The organism is Streptomyces sp. NPDC057002, assembly GCF_042673825.1.
Lineage (GTDB): Bacteria > Actinomycetota > Actinomycetes > Streptomycetales > Streptomycetaceae > Streptomyces.
In genome coordinates this window covers 1,006,438-1,026,685 of record NZ_JBHURZ010000002.1, presented here as the reverse complement: position 1 = coordinate 1,026,685, position 20,248 = coordinate 1,006,438, and the positions used below count along the sequence as shown (strand labels likewise).

The 20,248-nt window shown below is 70.6% G+C and carries 22 protein-coding genes; 14 read left to right on the top strand and 8 right to left on the bottom strand.

Annotation, left to right across the window (positions count from 1 at the left end; translation table 11 throughout):
- Nucleotides 1–56: 56 nt before the first annotated feature.
- From ACFT32_RS12700 to ACFT32_RS12690, 3 genes are all read left to right on the top strand, one after another.
- Nucleotides 57–638, top strand: coding sequence for a TetR/AcrR family transcriptional regulator (locus ACFT32_RS12700; protein WP_382488432.1), 582 nt, complete (start codon nt 57–59; stop codon nt 636–638).
- A gap of 236 nt (nt 639–874) precedes the next feature.
- Nucleotides 875–1,501 carry an NAD(P)-dependent oxidoreductase gene (locus tag ACFT32_RS12695; RefSeq protein ID WP_382488431.1) on the top strand — a complete coding sequence of 209 codons (627 nt, stop codon included), beginning with the start codon at nt 875–877 and terminating at the stop codon, nt 1,499–1,501.
- A 234-nt stretch (nt 1,502–1,735) separates the two neighbouring features.
- Entirely contained in the window at nt 1,736–2,212 is a 477-nt protein-coding gene (locus ACFT32_RS12690; protein WP_382488430.1) for a 4-oxalocrotonate tautomerase family protein, read from the top strand.
- Nucleotides 2,213–2,236: 24 nt separating this feature from the next.
- Here ACFT32_RS12690 and ACFT32_RS12685 read toward each other — a convergent pair whose 3' ends face one another.
- The gene (locus tag ACFT32_RS12685) at nt 2,237–2,821 is read right to left on the bottom strand and encodes a TetR/AcrR family transcriptional regulator (protein WP_382488429.1); all 585 of its coding nucleotides are present in this window, start codon (nt 2,819–2,821) and stop codon (nt 2,237–2,239) included.
- A 101-nt stretch (nt 2,822–2,922) separates the two neighbouring features.
- Here ACFT32_RS12685 and ACFT32_RS12680 point away from each other — a divergent pair, with 101 nt between their 5' ends.
- Entirely contained in the window at nt 2,923–3,417 is a 495-nt protein-coding gene (locus ACFT32_RS12680; protein ID WP_382488428.1) for a hypothetical protein, read from the top strand.
- 74 nt (nt 3,418–3,491) lie between these two features.
- Entirely contained in the window at nt 3,492–4,343 is an 852-nt protein-coding gene (locus tag ACFT32_RS12675; protein WP_382488427.1) for a ThiF family adenylyltransferase, read from the top strand.
- 157 nt (nt 4,344–4,500) lie between these two features.
- Here ACFT32_RS12675 and ACFT32_RS12670 read toward each other — a convergent pair whose 3' ends face one another.
- Together ACFT32_RS12670 and ACFT32_RS12665 are read right to left on the bottom strand one after the other, a co-directional pair.
- Nucleotides 4,501–5,715, bottom strand: coding sequence for an acyl-CoA dehydrogenase family protein (locus ACFT32_RS12670; protein WP_382488426.1), 1,215 nt, complete (start codon nt 5,713–5,715; stop codon nt 4,501–4,503).
- 75 nt (nt 5,716–5,790) lie between these two features.
- Nucleotides 5,791–6,165 carry a ferredoxin gene (locus tag ACFT32_RS12665; RefSeq protein ID WP_382488425.1) on the bottom strand — a complete coding sequence of 125 codons (375 nt, stop codon included), beginning with the start codon at nt 6,163–6,165 and terminating at the stop codon, nt 5,791–5,793.
- A gap of 104 nt (nt 6,166–6,269) precedes the next feature.
- On the opposite strand from ACFT32_RS12665, the gene ACFT32_RS12660 reads away from it, so the two are divergent.
- From ACFT32_RS12660 to ACFT32_RS12620, 9 genes are all read left to right on the top strand, one after another.
- A complete protein-coding gene (locus ACFT32_RS12660) occupies nt 6,270–6,635 on the top strand; it encodes a DUF6479 family protein (protein WP_382488424.1) in 366 nt (121 codons plus the stop codon).
- 229 nt (nt 6,636–6,864) lie between these two features.
- The gene (locus ACFT32_RS12655; RefSeq protein WP_382488423.1) at nt 6,865–7,374 is read left to right on the top strand and encodes a SigE family RNA polymerase sigma factor; all 510 of its coding nucleotides are present in this window, start codon (nt 6,865–6,867) and stop codon (nt 7,372–7,374) included.
- Nucleotides 7,375–7,385: 11 nt separating this feature from the next.
- A complete protein-coding gene (locus tag ACFT32_RS12650; protein ID WP_382488422.1) occupies nt 7,386–7,907 on the top strand; it encodes a cellulase in 522 nt (173 codons plus the stop codon).
- A 136-nt stretch (nt 7,908–8,043) separates the two neighbouring features.
- Nucleotides 8,044–9,324, top strand: a complete 1,281-nt coding sequence (locus ACFT32_RS12645; protein ID WP_382488421.1) for a glycosyltransferase — start codon at nt 8,044–8,046, stop codon at nt 9,322–9,324.
- Nucleotides 9,321–10,583 (top strand): glycosyltransferase family 39 protein, encoded by a 1,263-nt coding sequence (locus ACFT32_RS12640; RefSeq protein WP_382488420.1) that lies wholly within the window; start codon nt 9,321–9,323, stop codon nt 10,581–10,583. The genes ACFT32_RS12645 and ACFT32_RS12640 overlap by 4 nt, the downstream gene beginning before the upstream one ends.
- A gap of 121 nt (nt 10,584–10,704) precedes the next feature.
- A complete protein-coding gene (locus ACFT32_RS12635; protein WP_382488419.1) occupies nt 10,705–12,378 on the top strand; it encodes a purine-cytosine permease family protein in 1,674 nt (557 codons plus the stop codon).
- A gap of 104 nt (nt 12,379–12,482) precedes the next feature.
- Entirely contained in the window at nt 12,483–12,941 is a 459-nt protein-coding gene (locus ACFT32_RS12630; RefSeq protein WP_382488418.1) for a hypothetical protein, read from the top strand.
- Between the two features lie 131 nt (nt 12,942–13,072).
- Nucleotides 13,073–13,558: a cation:proton antiporter regulatory subunit gene (locus ACFT32_RS12625; RefSeq protein WP_382488417.1), complete on the top strand. Its 486-nt coding sequence runs from the start codon at nt 13,073–13,075 to the stop codon at nt 13,556–13,558.
- Between the two features lie 6 nt (nt 13,559–13,564).
- A complete protein-coding gene (locus ACFT32_RS12620; protein WP_382488416.1) occupies nt 13,565–14,818 on the top strand; it encodes a cation:proton antiporter in 1,254 nt (417 codons plus the stop codon).
- A 225-nt stretch (nt 14,819–15,043) separates the two neighbouring features.
- Here the strand turns inward: ACFT32_RS12620 and ACFT32_RS12615 are convergent, their stop codons facing one another.
- The 5 genes from ACFT32_RS12615 to ACFT32_RS12595 all read right to left on the bottom strand — a co-directional run bounded on the left by ACFT32_RS12615 (nt 15,044) and on the right by ACFT32_RS12595 (nt 20,005).
- Complete coding sequence (locus ACFT32_RS12615; protein ID WP_382488415.1) at nt 15,044–15,625, bottom strand: hypothetical protein; 582 nt, start codon at nt 15,623–15,625, stop codon at nt 15,044–15,046.
- 76 nt (nt 15,626–15,701) lie between these two features.
- The gene (locus tag ACFT32_RS12610; RefSeq protein ID WP_382488414.1) at nt 15,702–16,802 is read right to left on the bottom strand and encodes a winged helix DNA-binding domain-containing protein; all 1,101 of its coding nucleotides are present in this window, start codon (nt 16,800–16,802) and stop codon (nt 15,702–15,704) included.
- A gap of 130 nt (nt 16,803–16,932) precedes the next feature.
- Entirely contained in the window at nt 16,933–17,724 is a 792-nt protein-coding gene (locus ACFT32_RS12605; protein WP_382488413.1) for an ATP-binding cassette domain-containing protein, read from the bottom strand.
- 2 nt (nt 17,725–17,726) lie between these two features.
- Entirely contained in the window at nt 17,727–18,788 is a 1,062-nt protein-coding gene (locus ACFT32_RS12600; RefSeq protein WP_382488412.1) for an ABC transporter permease, read from the bottom strand.
- A 113-nt stretch (nt 18,789–18,901) separates the two neighbouring features.
- Nucleotides 18,902–20,005 carry a sugar ABC transporter substrate-binding protein gene (locus ACFT32_RS12595; protein ID WP_382488411.1) on the bottom strand — a complete coding sequence of 368 codons (1,104 nt, stop codon included), beginning with the start codon at nt 20,003–20,005 and terminating at the stop codon, nt 18,902–18,904.
- Nucleotides 20,006–20,248: the final 243 nt, after the last annotated feature.

The following is a 20,248-nucleotide window of genomic DNA, read 5'->3' as shown; positions in this document are numbered from 1 at the left end:
CCGGACTGCCGTCCGGTTAGCCAAGGGCTTCACACGCAAGCCCGGAAGGAGGGCCTGTGGAGCCGCGGACTGGCGGGCCTCAGCGGTCGGACGCGCAGCGCAACCGGGAGCGCATCCTGGAGGTGGCGCTGGTCGAACTGTCGCGTTCCGCGGAGGTGCCGCTGACCGTGATCGCCAAGAAGGCGGGCGTCGGACAGGGCACGCTCTATCGCAACTTCCCCAACCGTGAGGCGCTCGTTCTGGAGGCGTACCGCCACGAGGTGCAACAACTCACCGACAGCGCTGCCGAGTTGCTGAAGACCAGCGAGCCCGACCAGGCCCTTCGCACATGGATGGACCGCCTCGCCCGCTTCATCCTGGCCAAGACCGGACTGGCCGGCGCGCTGCGTCGCGCGGCCGGAGCGACGGGAGGGCCGGAGCCGTCGGGATACTCGCTCGTGTTCGGATCGATCGAATCCCTGCTCAGCGCCAACCACGAGGCCGGCACCATCCGCCCGGGGGTGACCGCCGACGACTTTCTCCGCGCCATCGCCGGCATCTGGCAGATCGACATCACCGGCGACTGGCACGCCCAGACCACGCTGCTGCTGGACATCGTCATGGACGGCCTGCGCGCGGGGGCCCCGGCGCGGCGCTGAGGACGGCCGAGCCCACCGCGACCGCGGGAGATCACACCCGTCTCCATTGACTCAATGGCCGACGTCCGCGATCGGTCACGCCAGGATCCGGCCTTGCTAACCGGACAGCCGTCCGCTAGCTTCCCCATTGCGGACAGCCGTCCGCTTCCGCCCTCCACCTTTGCGGCACACACGCGCCCGCTGACCCGACAGGCGTACGCCCCACCCCACACACGCACACGGAAGATTCCCTTGCCATGAAACTGCTCATCCTCGGCGCGACCGGCCCCACCGGGCGCCATCTCGTCGACCTGGCCCTGCGATCCGACGACTCGGTCACAGCCTTCGTACGCAACCCGGCAGCCCTCGGCGACCTGACCGACAAGGTCACGGTGGTCGCCGGAGACGCCACCTCACTCCGCGACATCGCCGCGGCCGCGGTCGGGCACGATGCGATCATCTCCGCACTCGGAAGGGGCAACTCGGTGCGCGCCGACGGCCTCTTCACCAGTGCCTCGGCAGCCGTGATCGGTGCCGCCAAGGAAGCCGGCGTCTCCCGCCTGGTGTGGCTGTCGTCCTTCGGCGTCGGCCACACCTTCGACTGGTCGAGCACCACCCAGAAGGCGATCTACCGCACGCTGCTGCGGGCGCTCTACGCCGACAAGGAGATCGCGGACGAACGCATCCGCTCCAGCGGGCTGGACTGGACCGTCGTCTACCCGACCCGGCTGACCCACGGCCCCGCCAAGGGCACCTACAACGCGGGAGACCGGCTGCCGATGAAGGGCAATCCGATCATCAGCCGCGCGGACGTGGCCACCTTCATGCATCAGACGGCTCATGGCAGCGAGTGGATCCACCGCAGCCCCGTGATCAGCGACTGACGCTTTGCCCTCCCTCCCTGCGGCCGACCGGTTCGACCAGGCCACGAACGGTGGGCGACTACCTCGAGGGCTACGCATGGCACTCACAGACGGATGACGGCCGGAACCAAGGTCGCGGCGGAATACCCCCTGACCTTTACGTGCCCCGGACCGCGTCCGGGGGCCGACCCGATATGACAGTCGCTATAGGAGGCGGTAGCCTTCCTCCTATAACGACTGTCATAGGAGAACGCCGTGACCATCATCACCGTGAACACGCCCAAGGGGCGCCTGAGCCAGGAGCAGCGCCGTGAGCTGGCCGAGACGCTGACGGACGCGGTACTGGTGCCCGAGGTGGGCCAGTTCGCTCCGGCCGCCCGGCCCGGGTTCCAGGTGCACTTCGTCGAGCGTGAGCGGGACATGATGGCCATCGGCGGCCGACTGCTGGCGGACGCCGACACGGAAGTCGACGTGATGGTGATCGACCTCGCGGTCATGGACGCCGCCTGGCAGCCGGAGGTACGGGCCGAGGTGATCGAACGCGTGCTGGCCGCACTGGCGGCGACCTGCGGGCTGGAGAAGCCGGCGCCGGCCTGGTGGGTCAACTTCCGGGTGATCGACGAGGGCAGTTGGGGCTCGTCCGGCGGCGTGCTGTCGATCCTGCCGCTGCTTCGGAGCGGAGTGTTCACGGAGGAGCGGGTCAAGGCGGTCCGTGCCGCGCTGGGCACCTGAAACCCTGGCTGTCGAGCGCCGGGCTCAGTCCTTGACCGCGGTGAGGATGAGCACCCGCAACTGCTCGGCGGTGCGATCGAGGGGCTGGGTGCTGCGCTTGGCACGGCACATGGCCACGGTTCCTTCGACGGCCGCGACGATGAGCGTCGCGAGGTTCGCCGCCCGCTCGGGCTCGGCGCCGTGCTCACGCAGGGAGTCGGCGAGCAATCCCTCCCACGTGGTGAAGACGTCGGCAGCTGCCGCCAGGGCGGCTGATGTCTCGCCGGCCTCCGGTTCCTCGATGGAGACCGCGAGGACGGGACATCCGGCCCGGAAGTCACTGTCGACGACGATCTTGCGCCACAGAGCAAGGAAGGCTTGCAGACCGGCGACCGGGCCGGCCTGCAATTCCTGACGCAGACTGCGCGCGGTCCACTCGCCCGTGTGGCGCACGGCCTCGGTGACCAGCTGCTGCTTGCCCTCGGGGAAGTAGTGGTAGGTCGAGCCGAGCGGCGCCCTGGCGTGCTTGGCGGTCTCGCGGATGCTCGTCGCGTTCAGGCCACGCCGGCTGATCATGTCAGCCGCTCCGGCCACGATCCGCTCACGCGCCGACGGACTGGGCTTGGTCACCTGCGAACCCCTTCTGATCCCTGAGCTATAACAATCGTCATATTCTACCGCCATCGTCTCAGCAGCGACTGTCGTAGTCCTGCTGCCATACGGAGAAGCCCATGCACACCCCCCTCACCGAGCCCCCCGCAGGAGCGGGAGCCGAGTCCCTGGAGCACCAGAAGGCGGCCGTCACCCGCCTGGGACACGAACTGCGCGCACTGGTGGAGGCCACGGTCCGCACCGCCGCCTCGCCTGACACTCTCCACCGCGTGGCGGACGGCGTCCGTCATGTCACGGGTCAGTTGACCGGGCGACGGCGAGCACGAGCGGAGATACCCGAAGTGGACGGGTTCCCCGGGGGGCCGCGGATGTACAGCCCTGTCGTCGGGGTCGGCAGCCCGCTGGCCCCGCCTGTGAGGATCATGCCCACCGACGACGGCCTGATCGGTCACTGCACGCTGGGCATCGCCCACGAAGGCCCGCCCGGCTACGGCCACGGCGGCATGAGCGCCATGCTCCTGGACGAACTCAACAGGCCGTCGGCGGCCTTGTCCTCACCCCTCACGCCGCCGCAGGCGACCTATGGCTTCCCGACGGCAGCAGGACCCCTCTGAGCGAAACCGTCATCCCCGCCGGGAACCTCATTCGGCTACGACCGACCCCTGCCCCAACAACTGTCTCTGACCCCGTGTGGGACCGGCAGGCACGGCTTCTGGGCGATCGCGGGCAAGAGACACTGGCCCGGCTACGCGTCGCCATCGTCGGCCTCGGCGGTGTCGGCAGCATTGTCGTCGAAGAACTTGCCCAGCTCGGCGTCGGGGAACTCGTCCTCATAGACAACGAAACCGTTGACGCGACCAACCTCCCGCGGCTGCTGGGAGCCGAGCGGAGCGATATCGACAAGCCGAAAACGGATCTCGCCGCCCGAAGCGCAACCCGCGCGAATCCACAGATCCGCCTGACCACGGTCCCGCGACGAGTCGAGAGCCCCGAGGCACTACGTGAGCTGGTGGTATGCGACTGGATCTTCCTGACCGCCGACAGTCATTCGGCCCGGCACTGGGTCAACGCCGTCGTCCACGAGTTCCTCATCCCCGCCACTCAAGTCGGCGTGAAGATCCCCGTCTCCCCGGACGGTGGCATCGGGCGGATCCACACCGCCACACGTTTGATCACCCCCGGGGTCGGCTGCATGTGGTGCAACGGCCTCATCGACCCGACCGAACTCGCCATCGAGATGCACCCCGAGGCCGAACGCGAGCAAGCCCGGTACGTCCCCGGTGTACCGGCACCCAGCGTGATGCCCTTGAACACGCTCGCCGTCGGCGAGGCCGTGACCCATTTCCTTCTCGCATCCGCAAGCTTGCACGAGAGCGACGACGATCTCGGATCCGTCATCCACCTCCCTCGAACTCGCGAACGGCACCTACAAGATCCACGCCAGAGCGCCCGCTGCCGCTGGTGTACGCCCACGGGCAACCTCGGACGCGGCGCCGGCGGAGAACTCGCGGCCCGGAAGGCGGCAACCACTCGCTCCTGAAGCGGGCCGACCTCGCGGCGGGGTCCGAGTAAACGGCAATTTTCAGTTCTCGTGGCAAGGTGCCAGCTGTCACAACTTCGCCGCCATCGCGATCCCGTTGGTTCTCGGTGCCAACCATCCTCGGTATGTGACAACTAGCGTCGGTGGTCACATTCGTTCAGCGGCGCACCCGCGGCATCCCCAGCCCGATCCACGAGATGATCTCCCGCTGGATCTCGTTGTTGCCGCCGCCGAAGGTGAAGATGACCGCCGAGCGGTAGCCGCGTTCCAGTTCGCCGTGCAGGACCGCGCCCGCCGAGCCCTCCTTCAAGGCTCCCGGCGCCGCGACGATCTCCATGAGCCAGGCGTAGGCGTCGCGCCGGGCCTCGGAGCCGTAGACCTTGACGGCGGAGGCGTCCTGCGGGGTGAGGGTGCCTTCCTGGACGGAGTTGACCATCTGCCAGTTGAGCAGCTTGAGGGCGTCCAGCCGGGCGTGGGTGCGGGCCAGGAGACGGCGCACCCAGGGCAGGTCCGCGACCCGGCGGCCGTCGGCGAGCTTGGTCTCCGTCGACCAGCGCTGCACGTCGTGCAGGGCACGGATCGCCATGGTGCCGTGGGCGGCCAAAGTCACGCGCTCGTGGTTGAGCTGGTTGGTGATCAGCCGCCAGCCCTGGTTCTCGGCACCGACCCGGCGGGAGACGGGAACGCGGACGTTCTCGTAGTAGCTGGCCGTGGTGTCGTGCGAGGCGAGGGTGTTGATCAGGGTGCACGAGTAGCCGGGGTCGGTGGTCGGCACCAGCAGCATCGTGATGCCCTTGTGCGGCGGGGCGTCGGGGTCTGTGCGCACGGCCAGCCACACCCAGTCGGCGGTGTCGCCGTTGGTGGTCCAGATCTTCTGGCCGTCGACGACATACTCTCCCCCACTCTCGGCTTCGCTCGAGCGGGAGGTGCCCCCATCCTCCCGGACCGCACGGGTCCGCAGGGACGCGAGGTCGGTGCCCGCGCCGGGCTCGCTGTAGCCGATGGCGAAGTCGATCTCGCCGGAGAGGATCTTCGGCAGGAAGTAGGCCTTCTGCTCGTCGGTGCCGTACCGCATGATCGTCGGGCCGACGGTGTTCAGCGCCATCAGGGGCAGCGGGACGCCGGCCTGGGCGGCCTCGTCGAAGAAGATGAACTGCTCCATGGCGGTCAGTCCGCGCCCGCCGTACTCCTCGGGCCAGCCCACGCCGAGCCAGCCGTCCGTGCCGAGCCGTCGGATCGTCTCGCGGTAGAACCGCTTCTGCGCGGCGGGCTCGCCGTGCCGGGCGTAGGCGTGGTCCGGGACCAATTCGGCGAAGTAGGCGCGCAGTTCGGTGCGCAGCCGCTGCTGCTCGGGCGTGTATTCGAGGTGCACGGCGCCTCCAGGCTCCCAGGCCGGTCCTGTCGGCGCACACCGTAGAACGTGTTTCAGAAATTGGGAATGGCGATGTCAGTTCAGTGTCGCGAGGAAGTCCGTGCACGCCCGCGCGCACGCGCGGCACGCCGTCGCCGAGTCCTCCGCCCCCGGCTGCCGGTCGAATGCGTGGGCGGCCTCCAGGCACACGGTCCGGCACCACTCCACCTGGGCGCGGATGGTGCCCTCGTCCACCTGGTTCTGCTCGGACAGCACACGGCAGGTCGCGTCGCAGACCTCCGCGCACATGATGCCCTTGCGTCGTACGAGTTCCTGGTTCTCGGTGCCGTCGGGATCCACAAGGCTCGCGCGCAGCGCGCACGCCCGTGCGCACTCTGTACACGCCTGCGCGCAGGCGAAGCGGTCCTCCAGGAACCGGAACAGCTCCTGCTGGGATGTCGTCGAAGTCACACTGCGCGGGTAGCCCCGGTCGAGGCCCGTCAAACCCGGTGCTCCCGGGGCGGGCGTCCGAGTCGGGCAGGTTCGTGGTGAGGACCAGGGGTACCCGCGTCGCCATGAATACCGCATGGATGGACATGGCCGCGGGCCGTGGCGCCCTCGGCATCGGGCTGATCGTGGCGGGTGTGGTGGTCGTGGCCCTGCTGCTGGGGGCCTTCGTCCTCGGCGTTCGCATCAAGCGCAGGGAGCTGCCCACGCCACGCCCCGAGGAGCAGCCGCGGCTGCCCGACGGCGGTCCGGTCCGCGAGGTGAGTGAGCGCAGGGAGCCCGAGGAGGTGCCGCGCAGCCAGGACCGCCTGACGCCGCACCGGCTGAAGGCCCACGGCAACGTGAGCAGCCGGAGGAGCGCGTCGCAGGAGCGCCCGCGGTGGGACGAGGGCAGCAGTGGTTCGTTCGGCGGGGGCGGTCCGGGCGGCAGGTGATTGCGCGCGACATCGCCGCACCCAGGCGGACAAGCGCCGCCCCAGGCGCATAGGCGTACAAGCGCCGTCCCCAGGCGTACATCGGAAGGGCCCGTGCCTGTGCACGGGCCCTTTTCCGTGCCCGGGCCCGCCCGAAGTGAGGTGGATCACAGGATCCGGGTGCAGCGTGGGGTGGGGTCCAGCGTCTTTTCAGAGGTGTAGGAGGCCACTGAGACGCGGGACGGTGAGGATGGAGCAGGTTCGGGGGGCGGACGGCTTCGACGAGTTCGTGGCCGCCCGTTGGTCGGCGCTGCTCCATGTCGCGCGGCTGCTCACGGGGGGCGACCGGCAACGGGCCGAGGACCTGGTGCAGGAGGCCCTGGTGAAGCTGTGGTTCGCCTGGCCGAAGGTCGCGGAGCAGGCCCCGGAGGCATACGTCCGCACGGTGCTGGTGCGGATGGCGGCGCGCTCGGCGCGACGGCGCTGGTGGGGCGAGCGTCCGGTGGAGCAGCTGCCGGACCGGGCCGACCCGGGCGACGTGTCCTCCACCGTGGCGGAGCGCTCCCGTCTGGAGGCCGCGCTGGCCCTGCTGTCGTCGAAGCAGCGGGCGGCGGTCGTGCTGCGCTACTACGAGGACCTGCCCGAGGCCCAGGTCGCCCAGGCGCTGGGCTGTCCCGTGGGCACCGCACGGTCCCACGCGTCACGCGGAGTGGCACGGCTCCGCCAGATTCTGTCCGACGCCGTCAGGCCCGTGAGGTGAAGGGAGAAACGATGGACGACTTCGAGCGGGACCTGTCGCGGCTGATGCGCGACACCCAGCAGCACACTCCCTACGAGCCCGCGCAGCGGCAGCGGCTGCACCAGGGCATCCGGGCCCGCCGCCGGTCGCGAATGCTGTGGAAGGCGGGCGGCTCCGCCGTCGCGGTGGCCGGGCTCAGCGTCGGGCTCGCCCTGCTGCCCAGCATGCTCACGAAGGCCCAGCCCGCCGATCCCCGGCCGCGGCCCGCGACGAGCCCGACGCCCACGCACGACAACGGGCCGACGACCGACTCCCCTGATCCGAACCCGACTCCGACCCGGTCGGCGTCGTCGATGCCCGCGACCATACCCGGCAGCAGCACGCCGACCGGGACCACGAGCACGCCGACCGGTCCCACGCCGACCGCCACGCCCTCCGCGACCGGGAGCACCACGGTATTCCCCTCGTCGCCCCCTCCCCCGACCCTCACGGCGGCGCCGCCCTCCGTCCTGGAGACGACACAGGAGCCCTCCGCATCGGTCAGTACCGAGTAGCCGCCTGAGAGGCGATTCCCGCCAGGGGCGTCATCGCCCCGAACTCTCGTCACCGCACCACCGACACGGGCGCCTTCGGCATGCCCGAACCGGCGCTCGCGTATGCCGTGCGCCAGAAAGAGACCGGTAAGCAGCCATGAGAACCGAACGGCGGTCGGCCCTGATCGACCGCCCGACCTCAGCACTCGCCGCGTTGCCGCGCCGGGCGCCCCTGCCCGCGCACCACCCGGACCCCGTCCTCGACGTGGTGGTCCCCGTGTACAACGAGGAGAACGATCTGGAGCCGTGCGTCCGGCGCCTGCACGCGCACCTCGGCGAGACGTTCCCCTACTCGTTCCGGATCACCATCGCCGACAACGCCAGCACGGACCGGACCCCGCGGATCGCCGCACGCCTGGCCGCCGAACTGCCCGGCACGGACTGGATCCGGCTCGCCGAGAAGGGGCGGGGCCGCGCGCTGCACGCCGCCTGGTCGCGGTCCCGTGCCCCGGTGCTGGCCTATCTGGACGTGGATCTGTCCACCGACCTCGCGGCGCTGCTGCCGCTGGTCGCGCCACTGATCTCGGGGCACTCGGACATCGCCATCGGCACCCGCCTGGCCCGTGGTTCGCGGGTGGTGCGCGGGCCGAAGCGGGAGCTCATCTCGCGTTGTTACAACGGGCTGCTGCGCTCCACGCTCGCCGTGGGCTTCTCGGACGCGCAGTGCGGGTTCAAGGCGGTACGGCGGGACGTCGCCGAGCGGCTGCTGCCGCTGGTGGAGGACCGCGGGTGGTTCTTCGACACCGAGCTGCTGGTGATCGCCGAGCGCGCGGGGCTGCGGATCCACGAGGTGCCGGTGGACTGGGTGGACGACCCCGACAGCCGGGTGCGCATCGTCTCCACGGCGCTGGCCGATCTGCGGGGCATGGCGAGGCTGGGCCGGGCCCTGGCCTGCGGCAGGCTGCCGCTGAGCGTGCTGCGCCGCGGCGACGCCGACCTGGCCGGGGAGCTGCCGACGGGGCTCGCCCGGCAGGCGGTGCGCTTCGCCGCCGTCGGTGTCGCCAGCACCCTGTGCTACCTGCTGCTCTACCTCGGGCTCAGACCCGCGACGGGGGCGCAGGCCGCCAACGCGCTCGCCCTGCTCGCCAGCGCGGTCGCCAACACCGCGGCCAACCGCCGGCTCACCTTCGGGGTGCGGGGGCGCGGCGGCGCGCTGCGCCACCAGCTCAAGGGCCTGGCGGCGTTCCTGGTGGGGCTGGCTCTGACCAGCGGTTCCCTGGCCTCTCTGCACCACACCGCGCCCGGGGTCGGCCGCGAGGTCGAGCTCGCGACGCTCGTCGCCGCCAATCTGGCCGCGACGCTGCTGCGTTTCCTCCTCTTCCGGGCCTGGGTGTTCCCGGCCCGCGACAACGACCGCCGTACGACAGGATCCTCATGAGCACCGTCGAGCTGAGCCGACCGCTGTCGGACCACGAGCCTCCTGAAGTCCCCCGAAGATCCCGGGAGTTCCGCCATCGGCTGCGCTGGGCCGCCGTGCGCTACGGTCCCGTGCTGCTGACGTACGGCGTGCTGAAGCTGGCCGGCTTCGCCGTCTTCATGTATCTCCTCGATTCCGCGGGCGACTTCCGGAAGAAGAACCCGCGCTTCGGCGGTGGCGAGCACGCCTGGGACGTCCTGGCCAGCTGGGACGGCTGGTGGTACCAGCAGATAGCCGAGCACGGATACGACCCCGCCCTGGAACCGGTCCCGGGCGCGACCGGCCTGATCACGCTCGAGGGCAACTCGGCGGCGTTCTTCCCGCTCTACCCGGCGCTGATGCGCCTGGTCTCGGAGTGCACCGGGCTCGGGCTGTTCGGCGCCGGCATGACGGTGTCCGTGATCGCCTCGTTCGTCGCGGCGCTCGGCATCTACGCCGTGACGCGGCGGCTGGGCGGCCACCGGGCGGGGCTGGTCGCGGCCGGGCTGTGGGCCGTCTGGCCCGGTTCGGGCACCGAGTGGTCGGGCTACTCGGAATCCCTCTACACGGCACTCGCCGCGTGGGCCTGTTATGCCGTCATGTCCCGCCGCTGGCTCACCGCCGGTCTGCTGACCTGTGCGGCCGGGCTCTGCCGGCCCACCGCCGCCGCGCTGATCGCCGCCCTCGCCGTCGCCGCGCTGCTGTCCCTGCGCCGGCGCGCGGACGGTGTCCTGCGTCCGCTGGCCGCCGTGGCGATCGCACCGCTGGGACTGTTCGGCTATCTCGCCTGGGTCAACTACCGCATGGGCGACATCAACGGCTACTCCAAGCTCCAGGACGGCGCGTGGGCCCACAAGTTCGACGGTGGAGCCCACACGTTCAAGGTGCTGACGTCCCTCCCCGTCGGGCACTTCGACTATCTCTTCGCCAGGGCCTTCGAGGACGTCATCGGCGTCTGCGTCGTGCTGGCGGTGCCGGTGCTGACGGTGCTGCTGCTGCGTCTGCGCCCGCCGGCCGTACTGGTCGTCTACACGGTGCTGTCGTACCTCATGGTGATGACCACCCAGCAGATCTTCGGCAACGTCTCGCGCTATCTGCTGCCCCTCTTCCCGCTGTTCGTCCCTCTCGCCCTCGCGATGAGCCGGCTCGGATGGCCGTCCCTCGCCACGGTCCTCGGTACGGCCGCGCTGGCCTCGGGGTCGTACGCGGGGTACGTGCTCTTCGAACTCGGAGTGCCGTAGCCGCTGTCGGCGCGTGAGATGGCTCCGAAACATTCCCTTCACGCAGGAAGTATTTAGGGGTAACGCCCGCTGCCTACCGTGCCTGCCTTGTCGTCCCCAACCCGCAGCGAGGAGGCGTGGCATGAGTACCGAGCCACGACTGGCAGAAGTCACCGATCCGGAACCGGCGCGGACGGCCGCGCCGGGTTCCGACCAGGCCGTCAAGGAGACCCTGGAGGACTACACCCTCCGCTTCGCGCCGCGCAGTTACCGGCGCTGGACTCCGATGGTGGTGGCGACGACCGCGCTCGGCGGCATCGCCTACATGGCCGACTTCTCCATCGGCGCCGGCATCGGCCTCGCTCACGGCACCGGCAACGCGCTCGTGGCGATCGCCGTCGCCGCCGTCGTCATCTTCGTGACCGGCTTCCCGCTCGCCTACTACGGGGCCCGCTACAACATCGACCTGGACCTGATCACGCGCGGCTCCGGCTTCGGCTACTTCGGCTCGGTCCTCACCAGCGTCATCTTCGCCAGCTTCACCTTCATCTTCTTCGCCCTCGAAGGCTCGATCATGGCCCAGGGCCTGAAGCTGGGCCTCGGACTGCCGTTGTGGCTGGGCTATCTGGTCTCCACCCTCATGGTGATCCCGCTGGTGATCTACGGCATGACGGCCCTGAGCAAGCTCCAGGTGTGGACCACCCCGATCTGGCTGCTGCTGATGGTCGGCCCGCTGGTCTACCTGGTCGCCACCGACCCGGGGAGCGTCGACCGCTTCCTCGCCTACGCGGGCACCGACGGGGACGGCGGCGTCAACACCGCCTCCGTGCTGCTGGGCGCGGGCGTATGCCTGTCGCTGATCGCGCAGATCGGCGAACAGATCGACTATCTGCGCTTCATGCCGCCCAAGACCGAGGCCAACAAGCGCAGTTGGTGGACGGCCGTGGTGATGGCCGGACCGGGCTGGGTGGTGCTCGGCGCACTGAAGCAGGCCATCGGTGTGTTCCTCGCGGTATACATCATCGCCGAGGTCGGCCCCACCGCGGCCCCCGAGCCGATCCAGCAGTTCAAGCACGCCTTCGACGCGATGATGCCGTCCTGGATCGTCCTCCCGCTGGCCGTGGCCCTGGTCGTGATCAGCCAGATCAAGATCAACGTGACGAACGCGTACTCCGGCTCCCTCGCCTGGACCAACTCCTTCACCCGGGTCACCAGGCGCTACCCGGGCCGGATGGTCTTCGTCCTGGTCAACCTGGGCTTCGCGCTGGCCCTGATGGAAGCCGACATGTTCAGCTTCCTCAACAGCATCCTGGGCTTCTACTCGAACTGCGCGATCGCCTGGGTGGTCACCGTGGCCACCGACATCGGCATCAACAAGTACGTGCTGAAACTGTCCCCGCACGCCCCCGAGTTCCGCCGCGGCATGCTCTACGCCGTCAACCCGGTCGGGGTCGTGGCCTTCGTCGCCGCGTCCGGACTGTCCATCGCCATGTACTTCCACGCGCTGGGCGACACGCTCCAGCCGTACTCCCCCGTCGCCGCGGCCGTCATCGCCTTCGTCCTCACGCCGCTGATGGCCGTCGTCACCAAGGGCAAGTACTACCTGCGCCGTACGGACGACGGCATCACCGAGCCGCTCCTGGACGAGGACGGCAACCCCAGCGCCGTCACCTACGACTGCCATGTGTGCCGACAGCGGTTCGAGCGGCCGGACGTGGCCGCCTGCCAGACGCACGACGCCGTGGTCTGCTCGCTCTGCCTGAGCACCGACAAGGTCGGCGACCACGTGCTGCCGGAGGCGCCCGCCGCGAAGTGAAGCCCGAATTCCCCTCTCCGGCGCAGCCTTTCACCTCGCCGGGCGGCATACTGATCTTGCGCTGCGCAGTGATCAGGCCAAGGGTCGGAGAGGGGATGACGGACATGACCACCGAAGGACCGGGCAGACGGGGAAAGCCCGACGAGCCGGACGGCGTTCCCTCGATCCCGGACGAGGTCTGGCTGAGGTTCCTCTCGGACAGCGAGCACTCGATACGCGCCTCCGCCCCCAGGGAGCCCTCCGCGAAGGAGCGCGCCGCGGGACGGCGGCTCCAACCCCCGCACTCCGTCGGTGACCTGTGGCAGCCGGAGGACCTGTGGGTCCGTGTGGCCTGGCGGGATCTGGACCGCCGTGCCAAGGCCCGGCGCGTGGGACGGGTCGTCGCCACCGCCGCCGCCGTGGCCGTGGCCCTCGGGGCCTGGTCCCAGCTGTCCACCGGCGCGGGCACGGGCCACCAGCCGGGAACAACGGGCACCGTACGGCAGGTGGAGGGGGCGACCGCGAGGCTGCCCTCGGCCACTCCCTTCCCTTCCGGATCGCCCTTCCCGGAGCCGTCCAGGTAGCACACGCAGGACGGGTGCCCTTCCGTCCTGCAACCTAGGATGAGCCCACAGGCCGGATCCGGTCGCTCGTCCGGGCGCGGCCCCCACAGGCGAGTCACCGGAACGCGCACGCCGACCGAAGGGGCACAGGGATGAGCGCGCCACGCCTCAGCAGTACGCCGTTGCCGGGCATCGGGGTCCGCTACGACCTGACGACACGGGACAGCCGCCGGCTCTCGGTGGTCGCCCACCGCGACGGCCACCGGACGATCAGCGCCTATCGCAGGGACGACCCGGACGCCTGCGACCTCTCGGTGCGCCTGACGACGGAGGAGGCGGCGACACTCATCGACGCGCTGATGCCCGCGCACCACACGCCGAACCTGCTGTCCACCACCGACCTGGGGCTCGTCGCCGAGCGCATCGAGCTGTCCGGCTCCTCGCACTGGAACGGCCGGGTGCTGGGCGAGTCCCGGATCCGCACCGACACCGGCGCGTCCGTCGTGGCCGTGCTGCGCCGGGCCGAGGCGATCCCCTCCCCCGCGCCTGACTTCCGGCTCGCCGGCGGGGACACCCTCATCGTCATCGGGACCCGCGAGGGCGTGGAGGCGGCCGCCGAGATACTCGGGCGGGAGTGACCCGCCATGCACTCCTCCGCGGTCTTCCTGATCGAGTTCGGCTGCCTCATCCTCGGGCTCGGGCTGCTCGGCCGGCTCGCCGGGCGCTTCCGCTTCTCGCCGATCCCCCTCTACCTGCTGGCCGGGCTCGCGTTCGGCAAGGGCGGGCTGCTGCCGCTGGGCGCCAGCGAGGACTTCGTCGCCATCGGCGCGGAGATCGGCGTCATCCTGCTGCTGCTCATGCTGGGCCTGGAGTACACGGCCGCCGACCTGATCTCCAACCTCAGAACCCACTATCAGGCCGGGGTCGTCGACGCCGTCCTCAACGCCCTGCCCGGGGCGGCACTGGCCCTGCTGCTCGGCTGGGGCCCGGTCGCAGCCGTGGTGCTGGCCGGCGTCACCTGGGTGTCCTCCTCCGGCGTCATCGCCAAGGTGCTCGGTGATCTGGGGCGGCTCGGCAACCGGGAGACACCGGCCATCCTGAGCATCCTGGTCCTCGAGGACCTCTCCATGGCCGTCTACCTGCCCATCGTCACGGCCCTGCTGGCCGGGGTGGGCCTGGCCGCGGGCGCCGTCACTCTGGCCATCGCCCTGGGCGTGGCCACGGTCGTCCTCGTCCTGGCGGTGCGCTACGGCCGCCATGTCTCCCGCTTCGTCTCCAGCGACGACCCCGAGAAGCTGCTGCTGGTGGTGCTCGGCGTCACCCTCGTGGTCGCCGGGCTCGCCCAGCAGCTCCAGGTGTCCGCGGCCGTGGGCGCCTTCCTGGTCGGCATCGCGCTGTCGGGCGAGGTCGCCGAGGGTGCGACGAGCCTGCTCGCGCCGTTGCGGGATCTGTTCGCCGCGGTGTTCTTCGTCTTCTTCGGCCTGCACACCGACCCCGCCAGCGTCCCGCCCGTCCTGCTGCCCGCCCTCGCCCTGGCGGCCGTCACCACCGCGACGAAGATCGCCACCGGCTACTGGGCCGCGCGCCGGGCCGGGATCGGGCCCAAGGGCCGCTGGCGGGCCGGCGGCACGCTGGTGGCCCGCGGCGAGTTCTCCATCGTCATCGCGGGACTCGCCGTCACGTCCGGCATCGAGCCGTCCCTGGGCCCCCTGGCCACGGCGTACGTCCTCATCCTGGTCCTCCTCGGCCCGCTGACGGCCCGCTGGACCGAGCCGGTGGCCACGCTGCTGACCGGGCGGGCGCGCCGGAGGCGGGCCACGGCACCCGGCGAGACGGCGCCTGTTGCTCCCGGCGCTCACGAGAGCCTCGAGGGCCAGGACCCGGTCGGCCGCACCTGACGCGCGGCCCGGGCGGCACGCATAGGCGGAGCCGCGGTGAGGAGCCGCGGGTCCGCCCCTGATCCAGCCCGTCCGGGAGAACGCCGCCATCCGGCTCCCCGGGGCCCGCCAAGGCATCGCCCAGCCAGTCCCCCCGGCAGCACGCCGCGTACAGCTCCGGCACACCCCAGCATTGCGGCCCTGTCGTCAGTGGCTCCCGGTGAGCCCCGGCATGCCACCGCCCGGTCAGCCGGTCTTCCACCCCCGCCGCGCGTCGATCCGCTCCCATTCCGCGTCCCACTGCGCCATGCGCCGCCGGTCCAGGGACAGCCGGATCAGCCAGGAGGCTCCCAGCACCGCGCCGCCCGCCAGGGCTCCGGCCAGCGCGCCGCCCATGGTCGTGTGGAGCCAGGCTTCGCCTCCGGACACCGGTGGGGTCGTGATGTCACCGCTGTTGTTCACCCACACGGAGACCATGCTCCCGGCAGGAGCCCGGGGCGGGACCCGTGCCTCGTCCTTGTGTGTCGAACCGTCCGGCGCGGTCCACTGCACCTCGCCCCACACCCGGTGGTCGCTCGCCGCGCGGGCCGGTGACGGACCCGGCGCGTCCTTGACGACGACCGCCGAGACCTGGTGGCTCCCGGCCCGTTGCCGTTCGACGGCCTGCTCGACCGCACCCGCCGCCATCAGCCCTCCGGCCAGCCCGCCCAGCAGGGCGAACACCCAGCCGGCGAGCACGACCCAGGCTTCGACGACGTCGACGCGCCGCTTGAGCGCGTTGCGTCGCCACCGCCACCACCGCATGGTCGTACGCTCTGACGCTTCCATCGGCCGACACCCCCTCGTGAGCACCGGCAGCACCCTTCCAGTGTGCGCTTGATCGGTGCCCCTGTCGGCGTGGCGCTCAGTCGGGGGACGCCTCGATCCGTACGCGGTGGCTGTCGCCGTCGGAGAGGAAGGACGCCATCACCCGTCCCTCCTCGTCGACGGCGGTGCGCTCGGCCCGGGTGAAGCGGCCCAGTGGGGTGATCAGGACGGTGTCCGCCTCGACGCTCCAGGTCGCGGCGACCCGGCCGTAGACCAGGACGACACGGGCACCGGCGACCGACAGGCCGCGGTGGGCGTCGTCGATGATCCGGCCGCGGTCGTGGTAGCCGAGGATCGCGTTGTCGAAGGCCGGCAGGAACCGCACCGGGGCGGGGATGTCGGGGTCGGGGCGCGGCGCGTCGGGGAGGTCCAGCAGTTCCCGGCCGCGCTCGTCGCGGAAGGAGACCAGTTCCTCGCGCACGGCGGAGACGGCGGCGGGCAGTCCGGCCAGGCCGCACCAGGCGCGCAGGTCGGCCGAGGCGGCGGGGCCGAACGCGGCCAGATACCGCCGTACCAGTGTCTGCCCCACGGGGTCGGAGCCGTCGGGGTCCGGAGGGTCGATCTCGCGCCCCAGCCAGGAGGAGACCAGTTCGTAGCGCGCTCCCCCGGTGGTGCGCCACAGCCCGCGCGGCGGCAGCTGCACCGTCGGGAGCAGACCGGCGATCAGCATCTCGCCCAGGGGCCGGGGCCCCGCCGTCGGCCAGCGGCCGACGACGGCGCGCGCGAGGTCCCCCATCGTGCGAGGTTCGCCGTCGGTCATGACCTTCCGCCCGGCCTCCGCGAGTTCGCCGAGGTCCACCCCCTCCAGCTCCCGGCGGTAGGTGCCGAGCACCCGCTGGCGCAGCATGGCGTCGTGCCGAGCCCGCCAGGCCAGGACGTCGTCGGCGGTGACGAGGTGGACGGTGCGGCGCATGAGGTGGGTCCGCACCACGCGCCGCCCGGTCAGCAGGTCCGACAGCACCGTGGGCTCGAAGTTCCGCAACCGGGACCAGAGCCCGATGAACGGTTCCTGCGGCTCCTGCGCCTGGAGACCGCACAGTTGCGCGACGGCGTCGAGGACCGGCACGTCGGCGCGGTCGAGGAGCAACTGCCGTGCGAGGGTGGCGCGGTTGAGCGCCCGGGCGTCGAGAACGGTCAAAGGAGCACCTCGGCCTTCGAGTCATGTGTGACCCGTGGTTCGAGTGGTCCGGGCCGCTTGCCCGGTCACCGTCGCACGGGATGCGGTCAGGTCGTGACCGCATCCGGCGTCGTGCCGAGGTGTCGCGCCCTCAGGACCCGGACTGCAGCAGGGCCAGCTCCGCTTCCAGGTCGGCCATGGCCTCGCCGCCGGCCATGAGGTCGGTGATCTCCTCACGGGTGCGCTCGCCCTTGCGGAAGTCGTCGGCCTTCTGTCCCCGGATGAGGACGGCGAAGTGGTCGCCGACCATCATCGCGTGCCGGACGTTGTGGGTGACGAGGATGACCGCGACGCCCTTGGCGCGGGCCTGCATGATGATGCGCAGGACGTGTGCGGCCTCCTTGACGCCGAGGGCCGCTGTGGGCTCGTCGAGGATGAGGACGTTGGCGCCGAAGTAGACGGCGCGCGCGATGGCCAGGGCCTGGCGCTCCCCGCCGGACAGGCTGCCCACGAGGCGGGTGCCGTCGGTGACACGGGTGATGCCAAGGGACTGCATCTCACGGACGGCGATCTCGCCCGCCAGCTTCTTGTCGAACAGCTTGAACGGGCCCCACCCCTTGGTCGGTTCGGCCCCGACGAAGAAGGAACGGCCGACGCCCATGAGCGGGAAGGTGCCGCCGAACTGGTGGACGGTGGCGATGCCGTGCGCCGACGCGTCCCGGGGGCTGTCGAAGGCGACCTGCTCGCCGTTGACCTCGATGGTGCCCGTGGTCGGCTTGTGAAACCCGGAGAGGATCTTGATGAGGGTCGATTTGCCGGCGCCGTTGTCGCCGAGCAGGCACAGCACCTTTCCGGCGTCCACCTCCAGGGAGATGTCCCGCAGTGCGTGGGTGCCGAGGAAGGACTTGCTGACGTCGGTCAGACGCAGAAGGGGCGCGGTCATGGTCAGGCCTTCCTCGGGGAGCGGGGGGTGGACAGGGCGAGCCGGCGGAAGGTGTTGTTCATCAGCACGGCGACAAGGATGAGGATGCCGAGGATCAGTGCGGCCCAGTCGGAGTTCCAGCCGGTGTAGTAGATGCCCTGGTTGACGATGGCGAAGGTCAGCGTGCCCATCACGACGCCGACGACCGAGCCGTATCCGCCGGTGAGCAGCACGCCGCCGATGACCACGGCGATGATGGAGTTGAAGACGAACGCCTGGCCGTTGGCGACCTGGGCGCCGTTGTAGAGGATCGTCTGGATCACGCCGACGAGGGCGGCGCCGAACCCGCTGGCCATGTACAGGGCGATCTTCACCTTGGCGACCGGGATTCCGGTGGCACGGGCGCTCTCCTTGTCGCCGCCGATGGCGAAGATCCAGTTGCCGTACGGCATCATCTGCAGCAGCACGGTGACCCCGACGGCCACAGCGATCCACCAGAAGATCGCGACCTCGAACTGGCCGCCGATCAGCTGGCCGAAGAGCGCCTTCGAGGTGGGGTCCGGGTGGATGGCGACGCTCGTGGTGCCCGTGGTGACGCGGGAGAGGCCGAGGGTGAGACCCGACAGGGCGAACAGGGTCGCCAGCGTGACAACCAGGGACGGGACGTTGGTCCGGGTGACGATGATGCCGTTGAGCAGGCCCGTCAGCAGGCCCAGCGCGAGGGCCAGCAGGATGCCGACGATCATCGGGGCGCCCCAGTAACCGGACACGATGGCCAGCGTCATCGAACTGCCCGCCAGCACCGAGCCCACGGACACGTCGAGTTCGCCGGCGATCATCAGCAGTCCGACGGGGATGGCGATGATGCCGAGTTCGGCCGCGATGTTCAGCCAGCTGGCCGCGCCCGCCGCGGCCAGGAATCTCTCACCGCCGAAGATCGCGAAGAAGACGAACAGGCTCAGCGTTCCGATCAGCGCCCCGGTCTCGGGGCGGTGCCGCAGTTGGGTCAGCCGGCTCTCGGACGGCTGCGGCGGGGCGGCGGCGCTCTGCGCGTCGGCCGTCGTGTCGGTCAGGGACGTTGTCATCGGACTGCTACCACCTTTGTGGATCTGGGATGTGCTGCGCGGGGACGCGAGGCCGGGGGTGCCGGATCCGGGGGTGTCGGGTCCGGGTCCCGGCCGGGCACCCCCGCGGCCGGTCAGCGGACGCCGGCCTCGGTGCCGTCGATCGCCGCGCCGACGTTGCTGGACGTGACCAGGAGCGGCCCGGTCAGCAGCGGGTTCTGCGGCGGCATCACGCCGTAGGACAGGTACTGATTCGCCACCGACACCCCGTAGAAGCCCTGGAGGTACGGCTGCTGGTCGATGGCGAACAGCTGCTTGCCGCTCTTGATGCGCTCCAGCTGACTGTCCGACAGGTCGAAGGTGCCCAGCTGGACCTTGTCCCCGGCCTTCGCCTGCTCGATCGCGGCGGCGGCGCTGTCCGCGTCCTGCACGCCGATCGTGACCAGGGCGTCGATGCTGTCGTCCTTCAGCAGCGCGCCCTTGATCGCCTGCGTCACGGCGGAAGGGTTCCCGAAGTTGGAGGAAGGCAGGGGCAGTTGCCTGGACTTGGCACCCTCGGCCTTGGCTCCGTCGGCGATGCCGTCGCAGCGGGCTTCCGAGTTGGCCGCGCCGGGCACCGTGTTCACGCACAGGATGTTCTCGGCGCCCTCGTCGGCGAACTTGGTGCCACCGGCCTTGCCCGCCTCGTAGTCGTCCGACCCGATGTACTTCAGGGCGCCGGTCCTCTTGGCCGCGTCGACGCCCCCCGCGTTGTAGATGAAGACCGGGATGCCCTTCTTCACGGCCTGCTTGATCGCGTCGTCCTGGTTCTCGGGGACCCAGTCCGGCACGACGATGGCGGACGGGTTCTGCGACAGGGCGGTCTGTGTCAGCTTGGCGGCGTCGGGGCCGAGGTTGTCGTAGGTCTTCGGGCCCAGGAAGGTCACCGAGCCGCCCTTCGCCTTGACCAGCTTGCCCGCGTCCTCGCCGCCGCGCTTGATCGCGGACCAGAAGGGGTCGTCGGGCTTTCCGCCGATGACGTAGACGGAGTTCTTCCCGTCGTTCTTGCCGGTGTTCTTCGCCCCGCCCGTCGAGTCGGTTCCGCCCGCCGCCTCCGACTGCCCGTCGGTGGTACCCGTGGCCTTGCCGCTGGCGCAGCCGGTCAGCGCGCTCGCCGCCAGGGCCAGCAGGCTCACCGCGGTCAGGGCTCTGCGGGAGAGGCGGCGGCCCAACGGGCGCCCAGGCATGCTGCGTTCCATGTGCGGGGTCTCCTTCGTGCAATTCCAGGCAGCGGCCTGGGCGAGGCGAGAGGTGAGGCCGGAGAACCGGGGGCGGGCAGGCGAAGAAAGGAGGCGTGCCTGCCCCGGCCGGGAAACGGTGACGAAAAGCCCTGCGATCTTTTAAACCGCTTTAAGTGGGTGCCGCAGAGCATGCTTCTGTTTCGCAGAGGTGTCAAGGGTTCGGCCCCGAATTGCGAGCCTCGCTAGCTGCACCCGCGGCGC

What these genes read in the sequence shown, in the direction of transcription:
- ACFT32_RS12695 (WP_382488431.1), top strand. Translation starts at nt 875, where the DNA reads ATGAAACTGCTCATCCTCGGCGCGACCGGCCCCACCGGGCGCCATCTC.
- ACFT32_RS12680 (WP_382488428.1), top strand. Translation starts at nt 2,923, where the DNA reads ATGCACACCCCCCTCACCGAGCCCCCCGCAGGAGCGGGAGCCGAGTCC.
- ACFT32_RS12660 (WP_382488424.1), top strand. Translation starts at nt 6,270, where the DNA reads ATGAATACCGCATGGATGGACATGGCCGCGGGCCGTGGCGCCCTCGGC.
- ACFT32_RS12655 (WP_382488423.1), top strand. Translation starts at nt 6,865, where the DNA reads ATGGAGCAGGTTCGGGGGGCGGACGGCTTCGACGAGTTCGTGGCCGCC.
- ACFT32_RS12650 (WP_382488422.1), top strand. Translation starts at nt 7,386, where the DNA reads ATGGACGACTTCGAGCGGGACCTGTCGCGGCTGATGCGCGACACCCAG.
- ACFT32_RS12645 (WP_382488421.1), top strand. Translation starts at nt 8,044, where the DNA reads ATGAGAACCGAACGGCGGTCGGCCCTGATCGACCGCCCGACCTCAGCA.
- ACFT32_RS12640 (WP_382488420.1), top strand. Translation starts at nt 9,321, where the DNA reads ATGAGCACCGTCGAGCTGAGCCGACCGCTGTCGGACCACGAGCCTCCT.
- ACFT32_RS12635 (WP_382488419.1), top strand. Translation starts at nt 10,705, where the DNA reads ATGAGTACCGAGCCACGACTGGCAGAAGTCACCGATCCGGAACCGGCG.
- ACFT32_RS12630 (WP_382488418.1), top strand. Translation starts at nt 12,483, where the DNA reads ATGACCACCGAAGGACCGGGCAGACGGGGAAAGCCCGACGAGCCGGAC.
- ACFT32_RS12625 (WP_382488417.1), top strand. Translation starts at nt 13,073, where the DNA reads ATGAGCGCGCCACGCCTCAGCAGTACGCCGTTGCCGGGCATCGGGGTC.
- ACFT32_RS12620 (WP_382488416.1), top strand. Translation starts at nt 13,565, where the DNA reads ATGCACTCCTCCGCGGTCTTCCTGATCGAGTTCGGCTGCCTCATCCTC.
- ACFT32_RS12615 (WP_382488415.1), bottom strand. Translation starts at nt 15,625, where the DNA reads ATGGAAGCGTCAGAGCGTACGACCATGCGGTGGTGGCGGTGGCGACGC.
- ACFT32_RS12605 (WP_382488413.1), bottom strand. Translation starts at nt 17,724, where the DNA reads ATGACCGCGCCCCTTCTGCGTCTGACCGACGTCAGCAAGTCCTTCCTC.
- ACFT32_RS12600 (WP_382488412.1), bottom strand. Translation starts at nt 18,788, where the DNA reads ATGACAACGTCCCTGACCGACACGACGGCCGACGCGCAGAGCGCCGCC.
- ACFT32_RS12595 (WP_382488411.1), bottom strand. Translation starts at nt 20,005, where the DNA reads ATGGAACGCAGCATGCCTGGGCGCCCGTTGGGCCGCCGCCTCTCCCGC.